Here is a 13138-nt window from a genome sequence, read left to right as displayed (position 1 = left end):
CTTTTAATCATTTGATGTAAATTTTCCACTATAAATGTGTTTAACCCTCTTTATATAAAGTGAAACTTACAAACAGTGGGATTATGGAAGAACAAAGGCACAAGCGCCCGTTTAGCAACGTACAAACTGGAGCGCTCCGCAATGAGATAAAGGAAACATGCCCCTTTATGGGGTATGCCGACGTTGGCGTAAGCCGATTTTAGTCGGCGCTTCCTTTAACTTGAGTCGATGTTGACTTATCGTAGTGAAGGAGTGTGAAATTTGGGACTGCGCATTGCTCGTCCCACCAAAAGATCTGCTAGTTGCTGGGCGCTGGAGCCGGACGTGGCTTTTCTTAATGAAAAGAAATATCCACAGGTCGTTATTTTATAATTTCCTAGACTATTATAAAACCATTCCAGCATATAAATGGAATGGTTTAACCGTTAGATAGCATTTAACACTTTTTCTGTTATTTTCCGAATAACATCTCCTCGGCTCACAATACCCACAACCCGATTCGATTTATTCAATACTGGAAGCTTTTTAAAATGATGCTGTGACAAGATATTAAGCGCCTTCTCCAACTCATCATCCTCATATACTGTAACTACATTTTTCTTCATAATTGTTTTCATATTAACCCTGATCTTTTCCGGGATGATCTCTTCTAAATCCTCTTTATAAAACATTAAATAGGAGCTGTATGTTTTTGGGTTGATATATCGTAAGACATCACCATCACTAACAATGCCGACCAATTGATTGTAATCGTTTACAATAGGAAGCCCGCCAATTCTATATTTAGATAATGTTTCTAATAGGGTTTGAATCGTATCCTCTTCTTTTAATTTATATACATCCCTAATCATAAAGTCCTTTACTTTCATACTTTCAACTCCTAACCCGTTAAAACGTTTACCCTGTAACCCTTTTCATAATTTTATTCTACCATATTTTACTCCATTCGTTATACAATTTTGTTTCTTTACGATTTATCAATTATTATAAGTAGGAATGGATTACACGGAAAAAAAACATCATCAGTTTATGAATTTGGAGGATAAAAATGGAAGAAACTGTCTCACTTGGAGCCTTAACTACATTAGTTCAAAAGAAAATAAAGAAAAAAACCCTTGTTAAGGTGATTTGGAATGATCAAGAAAAAATGACATTACTCATCACGCCAAATATGAAAATTAACTCTTTTATCTATGAAGAAGAGAAAGGCTATCTTTTTTACGACAATACAGGAAAAGAGATTGATTATGAAATCCCCTGTGTTATACCAGAAAAACTGCTAGTTGACGGAAAGATTGCACTTGAGCAAATACAAGTAAACGGACAAATATTATCAAAGGAGGATTTAGCATATTTACGGGATTTATAATTTGGCCTCAGATTCCTATTTTTATTAAAAGAGGCTAGAACAAAAGTGTTTTATCAAAAGAAAAATCCGAACGATGCTTAGTGGAGAAATACCGTTCCGGAAATATACTTCGCTTTCCGCGGGCAACGTCTCAGCCTCCTCGGAAGAAGGGCACTTCCTGCGGGGTCTTCACTTGTTGCTTTTCCCGCAGGAGTCTACGTATATTTCCTCCACTAACTTGGTGCTTCGTTCGTCTTTTGGATTAAAACATTTAGTTATGTCCCAGCCTCTCGCTTTATGCAACTTGTTTTCTTGGTCGATTCTTATGGAAAATTTTAATCGTTCCTAATTTGTCAGGATCTGTCAACAAACGATAGAGCTGTTAAGCTAAGAACAAAGCTTTCGTTTATAAGAAAAATCCTCCATAAATTAATGCTCCAAATATGATTATCGCTGGATGGACTTTTTTAACTTCTATTAAAATATAGCTAATTACTGTAAGAAGTAATGTTTGAAGGAACCCAATGCCGACATACGATTCGACAAAAAAGTTAATTGTCATTTCGCCTAGTAAGATCGCTATAACCGGAAGGACATAAGTTTTCAATCGTTTTACCTTGGGGGAATCCTTATATTTATAGAGAATACCACCTAACACAAGCATCAGGATCAGCGACGGAGCAACTGTTGCAGTTACTGCCACGATTAAACCAAGGACTCCACCCACTTCAAATCCAATATAACCAGCCATTTTCGTTGCAATTGGACCTGGCAGGGAGTTTCCAAGAGCTAATACCTCCGAAAACTCCTGTACAGTTAACCACTCATACCGTGACACAACCTCTTCTTCAATTAAGGGAATAGAGGCTGGTCCACCACCATATCCCAAAATCCCTGGAATAAAAAACGCCATAAAAATATGCCAATAAATCATGATCTCTTACCTTCATTCTTGTTGTTCTTTTTATCCTTTTTAAATAAAGAGTATCCTAAAAGGACACCAATGATAATCCCTGGATGAATGCTTGCTATATACATAGCAATGAGGACTATCACTCCCAGAACTAGCGAAAACCTAACGCCAAGTCCTTTAACGGATTTATCAATAAACTGTTTCGTCAGAACCCCCATCATCATCCCGACAATTGGAACGACCGCAGCAGTCATCCCCTGTACCCAATCAAAATCCCTTAAATTAGATAAAAACGTAAGTAAGACAGTCATTAGAATAATGGTAGGAAGAATATTGGCGAGGACGGCATTAATCATTCCCCATATTCCTGAAACCCGATAGCCAATATAGCCAGCCATTTTCGTTGCAATTGGTCCTGGCAACGTATTCCCAATCGCCAGTACTTCCCCGAATTCTTCCTCTGTCATCCATTTAAAATTACCAACAACCTCTTTTTGAAAGAGGGGTATAGATGCTGGCCCTCCACCAAATCCCAGCATTCCTGTACGGAAGAAGGCAATAAAAATATTCCACTGTGTCTTCATCTCTGCTAAAACCTTCTTTCTGTTATTACCAAGTAGCCACAACTCCATCTGTTCTTGATTCTGTTCCGCCAACAAGCACGCCGGTTTTAGGATCACGTAAAATAACCTGTCCTCTGCCAAATTCATTTGCTTCGATTTGAATTTTGATCTCATGTCCCTTTGCTGCCAATGATTCAATCATATTCATCGGGAACCGTGTTTCCAGCTCAATGGTCCTCTTTTCTATCCATTGCCATCTTGGCGCATCTAAGGCAGCTTGGGGATTCAATCCAAAATCAATCATATTCATCAATACTTGCACATGTCCCTGTGGCTGCATAAATCTACCCATGACGCCAAAAGGACCAATTGCCTGGTTGTCCTTCGTCAAAAATCCAGGAATAATAGTATGATAGCTCCGCTTTTCCCCAGCAAGTGCATTAACATGATTAGAGTCCATGGAGAAATTACAGCCACGATTTTGAAGTGCAATTCCAGTGCCTGGCACTACAATTCCGGAGCCAAAGCCTTGGTAATTACTCTGAATAAAGGATACCATATTTCCCTTACCGTCGGCAGTCGCTAAATACACTGTCCCACCGGCAAGCGGTTTTCCAGCCTGTGGAAGAATTGCTTTTTCACCAATTAACTTTCTTCTTTCCGCTGCATATGCTTCACTTAATAATTCTCCAGAATGATATTTCATATACTTATCTTCCGCTACATGCTCCTGTGCATCAACAAAAGCAAGCTTAAGAGCCTCAATTTGTTTATGATAGGTATCAGCTGTTTCTTTCTCAGCAAAAGAAAAACCTTTTAAAATATTTAAAGCTTGCAAGGCAATAATTCCCTGGCCATTTGGCGGGATTTCCCAAACATCATATCCGCGATAGTTCACACGTATTGGATCTACCCAATCTGGTTTGTAATTTGCCAAATCTTCTTCGCTTATAAATCCGCCTGTTTTTGTCGAAAAACCCGCAATTTTTTTAGCCAATTCCCCGCGGTAAAATGATTCTGCCTTGGTTTCAGCAATCTCTCTTAACGTTTCTGCCTGATCAGGAGAACGCCAAATCTCACCTACCTTGGGTGCTCTTCCTTGTGGCGCAAACGTCTGAAACCAATGTTCAAAGACATTATCCAACAATTTTTCTTTATAAACGTTAAATGCCTTCTCCCAGTATTTTGCAAGCGTAGGTGAAAGCGGATAGCCTTCCTCCGCATATTGAATCGCCGGTTCCAGTACCTCAGAAAGTGATAATCTGCCAAAGCGTTCCGAAAGCTCTGCCCATGCTCCTGGTGCCCCTGGTACGGTGACAGGAACCCAGCCATATGAAGGAATTTCATCATACCCTAATGCTTTTATTGCATCAATCGAAATAGATTTCGGAGACCTTCCACTTCCATTTAATCCATAAAGCTTATCCTTCATCCATACAATCGCAAAAGCATCACTGCCGATTCCATTAGAAGTTGGTTCTACCACCGTTAAACAGGCAGCTGTCGCGATAGCAGCATCGATGGCATTTCCCCCCTTCTTCATTATCTCAATCCCAGCCTGTGCCGCAAGTGGCTGTGAAGTAGCAACCATCCCTTTTTGTGCATAAAACGCTTGACGTGTAATCGGATATGGATTAATTGAATTAACCCCTCTCATTCAAATCCCTCCCCATTGTCGTTATTTCTCTGATTTTATATTATAAGAATACGCAAATATTTGACAATTTTCAATACATTAATATCAAAGCAATAGAAAAGGATAGCCTGCCTTTCAAATGAAAAGCAGGCTATCCCTAAAGTATTACACACTGAGCTTCAATAAATTATCTTTTTGTTTCACAGAAGTAAGGTTTGTTGGTGCAATATCCACGTATTCTTCTGTATTCGTAATTACAATTGGAGTTGTTACTTTATAACCGGACTCTTTTATAGCTTCTATATCAAAATCGATAAGCAGATCACCCTGCTTCACTTTATCCCCTTGTTTCACATGGGCTGTAAAATGCTGTCCCTTTAAGTTAATAGTATCTACCCCAATAAATATTAATACCTCAGCTCCATCCTTGGAGGTAATTCCAATAGCATGTTTAGATGGGAACAAGGTTGTAACCTCGCCATCAATTGGTGAAACAACTTGTCCTGATTCCGGCTCGATCGCTATCCCTTTCCCAACAGAGCCCGTTGAGAAAAGCGGATCCACTACATCTGTTAATGGAACCACTTTTCCATGTAGCGGACTTTGAATCGTTTCTGGTTTCACACCAACAATACGATGGGTAAAATTATCATCGAGCGCTGGTTTATTTTCATACCCTATAAAATAAGTCATTAAGAATCCTAGTATAAAAGCTACTGTTATACCGATAACAAAAGAGCCCATAGGCGTGAATATAGGAATAGCAAGCAGACTCGGCAGCGCAAAACCTTTCATTACAACGCCTAAAACACCGTTAATCGCGCCCCCTATACCACCGGCAATTGCTGCATAAATCATCGTCTTTTTATAACGTAGGATGATTCCATAGTTAATCGCCTCTGTTGTTCCAGCTAATGCTCCAGGAACGAAACCACTTGCGGCTAGTGCCTTAAGCTCTTTGTCTTTCGTTTTTAAGAATACAGCTATTGCAATTCCGATTTGGGCAAATGGTGCTGCTGCAGCAAGCGGGATAATTGGGTCTTCTCCAAATGTAGTCGTATTCACAATTGCTAGTGGGATAATAGTCCAGTGTAAACCAGCAATCGTTAAGAATGTCCATGCCGCACCTAATAATAGACCAGCTAGAATCTCACTTCGAGAAATCAAGAAACTAATCGTACTCCCAAGCCCTTCCCCGATAAGGTTTCCAATTGGGCCAAAGATAAGCAAGGTTAACGGCACAATAATAAGAAGGGAGATTAATGGATTAATAAACATTTGGATTTCTTTATAAATCACTTTTTTCAATACTTTATCTAACCCAGCATAAACGAACATCGCTAGGAAAATCGGGAATACAGTAGAGGAATAATCCGCTAATTCTAGTGGTATTCCAAGAAAATCAATCGACGTTTGTTCCGTTTCAACTAATTGTACAATACCCGGTGTTAATAGGGCCGCACCAACAACCCCACCAACGTATCCGTTTGCACCAAGTTTAATCGCAATCGAAATACCAAGAAATACAGGAAGGAAATGGAATACTGCTCCAGCTGCCGCATTTAATACAATATAGGTACCGCTTTCAGGACTAAGCCATCCAAGCATAGAAAAAATCGATAATGCCGCCTTTAGTAAACCAGCACCTGCCAGCACACCAATTATCGGACCGAAACTCCCGGAAATAACTTCAAGTACCCTCGTCAATGCTGACTTATCTTTTACTTGTGTTGTATGGTCATTCATCATCATTACTCCTTATTTTAAATAACTAAAAAATATCATTTTATATGTTTTGTGTTTTTGCTGTTTATTATTAAAAATCCTCTTACGTTTTTTCTCTTATCCCCACCAATGTTTACGTTTTCAATACATTTCATATTTATTTCTCTTATTATATAGAATGTTTTTCGATTATATTAGGATTTTATTCACTTAATTAGGACACGTTTTGCATTTGTGGAGAATATGTAAAACTGAAGTTTCACTCATTGAGGGCGTTTTACTTGCTGATGATTGTCAATTGTAATTTTCCTTTTTACTGAAATTCTTCTCGATAGCGATCTTACATTCAGTTAACCTGCGATAAAAGTAATAATTATAGGTACAATAGATACCTCCATCACCCAGGCAAATTACTAATATAATACTTGAGCAATAAGGTATCATAGAGCTATACATAATGATTTGAGGTGTTTTCATATTGGCTGAGCAAGATTTTACCCAGGGTAGGATTATGAAGCAATTATTCTTCTTCTCCGGGCCGATTATGCTGACGAATTTACTGCAGGTATCCTATCAATTTATTGACAGTCTATGGGTAGGGAATCTACTGGGAGCCAATGCGCTCGGTGCTGTAACGATCTCCTCCACTGTTGTGGTAACAGTGCTATCCTTTATTATTGGAATCAATCATGCTGCACTAACTGTATTATCCCAGCAAAAAGGAAGGAAGGACAGTCAGGGGTTGAAACGCTATTTAAATGCCTTTGTTGTCGTCCTGAGTTTGTTATCTGTTATCGTTGCTAGCATAGGTTATCTTTTCGCCGGACCGATTCTTGAGATGTTAAACACACCACCGGAAATGCTTCAAGAGGCAAAGATATACTTACAAGTTAATTTTCTCGGGATTTTATTTTTAATGGGATACAACTTTATCGGTACCGTATTAAGGGCAATTGGGGATAGTAAGACACCTCTGAAGTTTGTATTGGTGGCAGCTATTTTAAATACAATTCTAGATCCTCTATTTATTTCTGTATTTAATTGGGGGATAGAGGGAGCAGCATATGCCACAGTTATTTCACAAGCTGTAGCATTCTTGCTTGGAGTATGGTATACCCTTCACTTTAAGCTTGCACCGTTTACATTCCCATCATTACCAACACGCGAGGAAGTTTGGCTGATTTTACGACTTGGTATTCCCTCCGGTTTGCAAATGACTGTAATCCATGCTGGTGTTGCAGCAATTATGACAGTTGTCAATTCATTCGGCAGCCCAGTAGTTGCAGGATTTGGGGCTTCACAGCGTATTGATAGCTTAATTATACTGCCAGCAATGGCACTGGGAACAGCTGTTAATAGCATGGCTGGTCAAAATATAGCTGCAGGCAGATGGGACCGAGTAAGACAAATTGCCATTTGCGGAGCCTTGTTTAATACGGTTATTATGCTAGCCATTGCAACTCTTGTCTTTATCTTGGCAAGGCCGCTAACAAGCCTCTTTATCCAAGAACAAGAAGCCGTCCAATTTGGTACCAATTACTTGAAATGGATTGCCTTCTTCTATCCATTTCTTGGACTGAATTTCGTCTTGAATGGAATTGTTAGAGGTGCTGGTGCAATGTATCAGGTACTCGTTTTAAACATCATCTCCTTTTGGATTCTTCGTTATCCATTAACGGATCTGTTTTCCAGGTTTATTGGTGAAAACGGAATAGCGTTAGGTATGGGAGTTGCCTTTATCATTAGCAGTGTTTTTGCCTTTTCTTACTTTAAATGGGGAAAATGGAAGGAAAAGAGGTTGTTTGGTGAAGGATAAATAGTTTTGGAAGGTTCTGAATCCACTTGCAAACTTGCAAGTGGATTCATTAGGATTACAAGACATGAGGAATCATTGTGGTAAAAACTGATATAATGAATAAAAGGCACAGAAAAATGTCTGTGTCTTTTATTCAACCTTAAAATAATAACTATAATGTTTGGAGCAATTAGGATTAAATACAGTTTGACATTTACTGCACTTGTCACCGGAAAGATATTCATGAATCGTTAATTCTGTTTGACATACCCCACAAAAGATAGCTTTTTCTTGAAACTCATTCTCTCCCCAAGCTTGTCTGATATGTTCTGTTGTTTCATCATGGCATTTATAACACGGATAAAATTTACCACAGCATTTAAATTTGATAGATATCGTATCCATCACTCCATGATAATGTTTACATCTTCCTTGTGAATCAACTGGAAAGCCATAAATCTTCATGAAAGGACCCCATTTCTTAAAAAGATTATATAGTTTAAATTATCCGATTTCAAGAGAAAACGAATTTCCTTTCATTTCTTTACATTTTTCGCCTTTATAAATAACAGTAGTTTTGATAAGTTTAATGAAAGGTATCAAAATATTTTAAAGGAGGTATAACACATGTCAGATAAAGAAAATTATCCTAAATGGGTTGAAGAAGGCGAGGTGACTTATATGCCATCAAACGATGAAAGAATTTTTGCACTGCTGATATACTTACTTAGCTTTCCATTTCCTATTTTAGGGCCCCTTATCATTTGGCTCGTAAAAAAGGATGAATCTCAATTCGTTCATTTCCATGGTAAGGCTTATTTTAATTTTTTCATCTCTTATGCTATTTACGGAATCATCTCTACCATTTTAATTTTACTGCTTATTGGCTTTCTTTTTTTATGGATATTAGGAATTGCTGCAGTCATTTTTACCATTATCGCAGCAGTGAAATCTTACAACGGGGAAGAGTATCGAATTCCATTTTCCTTTAGATTTTTTGGATAGTTTTTTTAGTTCAATTATAATTGTAAAAAACCCTCTACATAACGATGTAAAGGGTTTTTTTGTTCTATTTAATAACCTTGCTTGTCTCCTTCTTTCAACGAGGCTTCCGCAGCAAGATCGTCTTCTTCCACTTTCTTAAATCCTTTGTCCAATCTTCCAGCGTTCTCAATGTCCCCAGAAGCCATATATCCAGCTATTTCTGTGTTCGAAGTGGTACCATAAAGCCCCATCCCACCAAGCTTTACATTTATATTCTCTTCTTTGTTTCCTTTTTTCTTATCCATCTTTTCACCTCCTACTGGTAATATAACCAAAGGCAGCTGTTCTATTGGTTAGAAATTTACACTTTGGAAAGATTAATCCATGAGGTGATAAAATGAGTCAAAACAATGGGTATAGTCATGCACAGAAGGAAAAAGTGGCAGAAAGAATCCGTGTCCAGTCTGGAATAATTAAAGATTCACTATTGGATGTAGAACACCGTGCATCTGGAGACTCCGTTAATGAGCATCGCACATTGGAATCAGCAAACGCCTCTATTGCAGAAGATATTGTGAAACAGACTTTTCATAATTCTTAATTAGCCATGAAAATATAGGGACAGAAGCATTGGCTAAATCACCAGTCAGGCGGCTGTCCCTCCTCATTAAGATCCTAAACTTTGGTTCTTTTTTCTTTTTCGATATACTCCTGTATCTTCTTCTCTTCCCAATCTGGACCGAATATTCCAAAGGACGCGACGGAGATCCCATGAGATGCAAGACCAATTCCCCAGCCTAAAAGTGGATACAAGAACCACCAGTGCCCTGACTCTTCATAACTTAGAAAATTAATCAAAAATAGCATGGAATTAAACAGGATAAATACGGCCAAATGAATATAAAACGACTTTAGATTTTCCATTCGTTTCTTTGCTCGTTCATAACTCTTATCTTCCAATTGACTCACCTCTTTTCTCTCCTATCTAACTTACTCTACGCTTCTATATCACTTTTGTTTCTTCATTTTTTCCGATAAAACAGATTTTAATTAATACTGGATAACCCTCTTATTAAAAGGAGCTATTTGTTATTGTATACCTGTAAACGAAGAATGGTTTAATCAGGGTTTGAGCACTTCTATGTTTCAAAATCTGCAAAACGGTTATATATACACTACATGATAAATAAAACTTGAAAATATATAAATATAGGAGGAATATCCATGGAAAATGTACATGTAGTAGAAAACGGTGTAAAAGCAAAAGAGAAAATTGATCAGCTAATGGTTCAAGGCTATACGAAGGATGATATCTATGTTATTGCTCACGAAAAGGAACGCACCGAAGATTTAACAGATGGATTAAATGTTAATGAAGTTGGACTTAAAGAAGAAGGCGTTTTTGATAAGATTGCCAACGTGTTCCGAAAAAGAGGGGACGAGCTACGTTCTCAATTTGAAAACCTTGGTCTTAGCGAAACGGAAGCGAATCATTATGAGGAAGAGCTTGATAAAGGCCGTGTGGTAGTGATTGCAAAAAAATAACACCGTAAAAAGAACAGCATCTCTTTTTCAAGGGATGCTGTTTTATTATTTAATTTATTGTTGTGCTTAAGTACAAAGGCGCAAGCGCCCGTTTAGCAACTTACAAACTGGAGCGCTCCGCAATGAGATAAAGGAAACACGACGACCGTAGGGACATAGAAAGTTCGACTATGTCGAACTGTTATCGTAGTGGAGGAGTGTGAAGTTTGCTAGTTGCTGGGCGCTGGAGCCGGACGTGGCTTTTCTTCATGATAAGAAATATCCACTGGTCGTTCATTTTATAATTTCCTAGAATACAAAAAAGCCATCCCTGCATGTTGAGCGCGCCAACACCCAATCAGGATGACTTCTATCTTCAAATCACTTGTATTCTTAGATATATTCTTATGGTAAAAGAAAAACAAACATCTTGCAACCATTAATCTTATCCAAAAATGTCTAATGATGGTATTTGAAAGTGAATGCAGGGAATTGAACTTCTTTTCTCCCCTGGATATTCTACGCTTCTGCAAGCTTATCCGCAAAAGCCTTCACATATGGCGGCAAATCTGGTGGTCTGCGGCTAGAAACAAGATGACCATCCACTACGACTGCTTCGTCACTCCAATTTGCTCCGGCATTTGTCATATCATCTTTAATTCCTGGGGTACTCGTAACATTTTTCCCTTCTAAAATCCTTGCTGAAATAAGCACCCAGCCTGCATGGCAAATTTGCCCGATTGGTTTTTGCTGGTCATTCATACTGCGAACCATCTCCAGTACTTCTGGATAGCGTCTTAATTTATCAGGCGCCCACCCTCCAGGAACAAGAATAGCATCATAGTCTTCCGCATTCACATCAGAAAAAGCATAATCAGATGTTGCTGGCACACCGTATTTTCCAATGTATTCTTTCTTTGCTTCTTTTCCAACTAGGTGAACGATTGCACCTTCTTCCTGTAAGCGCAAAACAGGATACCAAAGCTCCAAGTCTTCAAAATCATTCTCGACTAGGGCTATTACTTTTTTATTTTCTAATCGCATATTATCCCTCCATATTTTAACTACGTCCAGTATAACAGGGTTAACTGCTTTTATCAGGTATAAGGGTTGCAAATTATGGCGTTCGACTTTTAATCTTTTACTCTGATTAATATCATCATACGTAAAAAGTAATTAATGTTCGTTTTGATGTAAACTCTTCTGCCTTTTAGTTAATGTAATGAAAATTCACGAGATTGAAAAGTTTATAGAATCATGGAATAATAATGGATATAATTCCAAGTTGTTCTATATGATTAGATTGTTCTATATGGAGGGTATACAAATGAATTTATTGGAACTAAACACAATGGAGGAAAGAATCGAACTGTTATCCAAAACAGTTGAGCCTTTTTCTAAGCGAGCATTGGAACACGATAAAAAAGGAATTTTTCCATTTGAAAATTTCCATGAGCTACAAGCTATTGGCTATCCTTCCTTAACATTGCCTAAGGATTATGGCGGGCTTGGGATCTCTCTTTATGAGATGCTGTGCTATCAAGAGATAATTGGAAAAGCCGATGGTTCGACAGCACTTTCTATTGGATGGCACATGGGTATTATCAAGCACCTTGGAGAAAATAAAGCCTGGAAAGAAGAAACATTTGCTTTAGTGGCAAAAAAAATAAAGGAAAATAGTGCATTGCTTAACAATGCAGCAACAGAACCCGCAACAGGAAGCCCTACACGTGGTGGCAAACCAGAAACCTTTGCCAAAAAAAGCAGCAAGGGATGGATACTTAATGGGCGTAAAACATTTACAACACTTTCCCCCATCTTAAGTTATTTTGTCGTCAGTGCCTCCATTGATGGTACCGAAGATGTTGGGAACTTTCTTGTTAATCGAGAAAGAGCTGGAGTAAGGATAGAGGAAACTTGGGATTCAATCGCTATGCGTGGTACGGGAAGTCATGATTTGGTTTTAGAAGATGTTCAGGTAGAAGAAAATGACCTAGTTGAAATACTATCGACTGGAAAAAGAAAGCCGGCTGGTTGGCTACTACACATTCCTGCTTGCTATATCGGAATAGCCCAAGCTGCTCAGCAAGCAGCTTTGGAGTTTGCAACAACGTATGCTCCAAACAGTATTAAAGGCACCATTTCAGAATTGCCGAATGTAAAACAAAAAATCGGGGAAATAGAGCTCAAAATCTTAGAAGCCAGACACTTCCTTTATTCTGTTGCCAGAAAATGGGATGAGAGTGATGAAGCAACAAGGAACACAATGGGTCCAGAACTAGGAGCTGTAAAGTTATCTGTTGTAAATAAAGCTATTGAAATAGTCGACTTAGCAATGAGAATTGTTGGTGCAAGAAGCCTATCTGAAGCTAATAGACTTCAGCTCTATTATCGCGATGTCCGGGCAGGGCTTCACAATCCACCAATGGATGATATGACTGTGATGCAGTTAGCTAGTAAATCCATCGCAGAAGTTCGATAAGTCATATTTTATATTGGTTCACCTAGTTGGCCTAGCATTAAACTGCATGAAATTCTCCGTAACTTTGGCAGTATCATCAAGTATTATAAAATGAATAGATGTGGCTGGGACAAAAGTTTTTTTAAAGGAAAACCCGAACTTTGACTAGCGGAGAAATACCGCTCCGGA

Annotated in this window: 15 protein-coding genes; 6 read left to right on the top strand and 9 right to left on the bottom strand. The window is 38.4% G+C overall.

Annotated features, from left to right (window positions below):
* Positions 1–425 precede the first annotated feature (425 nt).
* Positions 426–869, bottom strand: coding sequence for a CBS domain-containing protein (locus D8M04_RS08150; RefSeq protein WP_121522436.1), 444 nt, complete (start codon positions 867–869; stop codon positions 426–428).
* Between the two features lie 179 nt (positions 870–1048).
* Here D8M04_RS08150 and D8M04_RS08145 point away from each other — a divergent pair, with 179 nt between their 5' ends.
* Positions 1049–1369, top strand: coding sequence for a hypothetical protein (locus D8M04_RS08145; protein ID WP_121522435.1), 321 nt, complete (start codon positions 1049–1051; stop codon positions 1367–1369).
* A gap of 385 nt (positions 1370–1754) precedes the next feature.
* On the opposite strand, the gene D8M04_RS08140 is transcribed toward D8M04_RS08145, so the two are convergent.
* From D8M04_RS08140 to D8M04_RS08125, 4 genes are all read right to left on the bottom strand, one after another.
* Positions 1755–2282, bottom strand: coding sequence for a chromate transporter (locus tag D8M04_RS08140; protein WP_121522434.1), 528 nt, complete (start codon positions 2280–2282; stop codon positions 1755–1757).
* The gene (locus tag D8M04_RS08135) at positions 2279–2845 is read right to left on the bottom strand and encodes a chromate transporter (RefSeq protein WP_121522433.1); all 567 of its coding nucleotides are present in this window, start codon (positions 2843–2845) and stop codon (positions 2279–2281) included. The genes D8M04_RS08140 and D8M04_RS08135 overlap by 4 nt, the downstream gene beginning before the upstream one ends.
* Positions 2846–2870: 25 nt before the next feature.
* A complete protein-coding gene (locus D8M04_RS08130) occupies positions 2871–4481 on the bottom strand; it encodes a gamma-glutamyltransferase family protein (RefSeq protein ID WP_121522432.1) in 1611 nt (536 codons plus the stop codon).
* A gap of 144 nt (positions 4482–4625) precedes the next feature.
* The gene (locus D8M04_RS08125) at positions 4626–6206 is read right to left on the bottom strand and encodes a glucose PTS transporter subunit IIA (protein WP_121522431.1); all 1581 of its coding nucleotides are present in this window, start codon (positions 6204–6206) and stop codon (positions 4626–4628) included.
* A 457-nt stretch (positions 6207–6663) separates the two neighbouring features.
* Between D8M04_RS08125 and D8M04_RS08120 the strand changes: the two genes are divergently transcribed.
* Positions 6664–8001: an MATE family efflux transporter gene (locus D8M04_RS08120; protein ID WP_425464010.1), complete on the top strand. Its 1338-nt coding sequence runs from the start codon at positions 6664–6666 to the stop codon at positions 7999–8001.
* A 129-nt stretch (positions 8002–8130) separates the two neighbouring features.
* Here the strand turns inward: D8M04_RS08120 and D8M04_RS08115 are convergent, their stop codons facing one another.
* Positions 8131–8445: a CHY zinc finger protein gene (locus D8M04_RS08115; protein WP_121522429.1), complete on the bottom strand. Its 315-nt coding sequence runs from the start codon at positions 8443–8445 to the stop codon at positions 8131–8133.
* A 162-nt stretch (positions 8446–8607) separates the two neighbouring features.
* On the opposite strand from D8M04_RS08115, the gene D8M04_RS08110 reads away from it, so the two are divergent.
* A complete protein-coding gene (locus tag D8M04_RS08110) occupies positions 8608–8985 on the top strand; it encodes a DUF4870 domain-containing protein (protein WP_246001162.1) in 378 nt (125 codons plus the stop codon).
* A gap of 68 nt (positions 8986–9053) precedes the next feature.
* Here D8M04_RS08110 and D8M04_RS08105 read toward each other — a convergent pair whose 3' ends face one another.
* Positions 9054–9269 carry a hypothetical protein gene (locus tag D8M04_RS08105; protein WP_121522428.1) on the bottom strand — a complete coding sequence of 72 codons (216 nt, stop codon included), beginning with the start codon at positions 9267–9269 and terminating at the stop codon, positions 9054–9056.
* A gap of 92 nt (positions 9270–9361) precedes the next feature.
* Between D8M04_RS08105 and D8M04_RS08100 the strand changes: the two genes are divergently transcribed.
* The gene (locus D8M04_RS08100; RefSeq protein ID WP_121522427.1) at positions 9362–9565 is read left to right on the top strand and encodes a hypothetical protein; all 204 of its coding nucleotides are present in this window, start codon (positions 9362–9364) and stop codon (positions 9563–9565) included.
* 74 nt (positions 9566–9639) lie between these two features.
* On the opposite strand, the gene D8M04_RS08095 is transcribed toward D8M04_RS08100, so the two are convergent.
* Entirely contained in the window at positions 9640–9924 is a 285-nt protein-coding gene (locus tag D8M04_RS08095; protein WP_121523092.1) for a 2TM domain-containing protein, read from the bottom strand.
* Positions 9925–10188: 264 nt separating this feature from the next.
* On the opposite strand from D8M04_RS08095, the gene D8M04_RS08090 reads away from it, so the two are divergent.
* Positions 10189–10509 (top strand): YflT domain-containing protein, encoded by a 321-nt coding sequence (locus D8M04_RS08090; RefSeq protein WP_121522426.1) that lies wholly within the window; start codon positions 10189–10191, stop codon positions 10507–10509.
* Positions 10510–11007: 498 nt separating this feature from the next.
* Here the strand turns inward: D8M04_RS08090 and D8M04_RS08085 are convergent, their stop codons facing one another.
* The gene (locus tag D8M04_RS08085) at positions 11008–11532 is read right to left on the bottom strand and encodes a type 1 glutamine amidotransferase domain-containing protein (RefSeq protein WP_121522425.1); all 525 of its coding nucleotides are present in this window, start codon (positions 11530–11532) and stop codon (positions 11008–11010) included.
* A gap of 283 nt (positions 11533–11815) precedes the next feature.
* Between D8M04_RS08085 and D8M04_RS08080 the strand changes: the two genes are divergently transcribed.
* On the top strand, positions 11816–12970 hold the full coding sequence (locus D8M04_RS08080; RefSeq protein ID WP_121522424.1) for an acyl-CoA dehydrogenase family protein: 1155 nt from the start codon (positions 11816–11818) through the stop codon (positions 12968–12970).
* Positions 12971–13138 lie beyond the last annotated feature (168 nt).

It is taken from the genome of Oceanobacillus piezotolerans (assembly GCF_003665065.1).
GTDB classification, from domain to species: Bacteria; Bacillota; Bacilli; order Bacillales; family Amphibacillaceae; genus Oceanobacillus; species Oceanobacillus piezotolerans.
The sequence above is the reverse complement of the archived record's forward strand: the minus strand, read 5'-3'. Positions and strand labels throughout refer to the sequence as shown.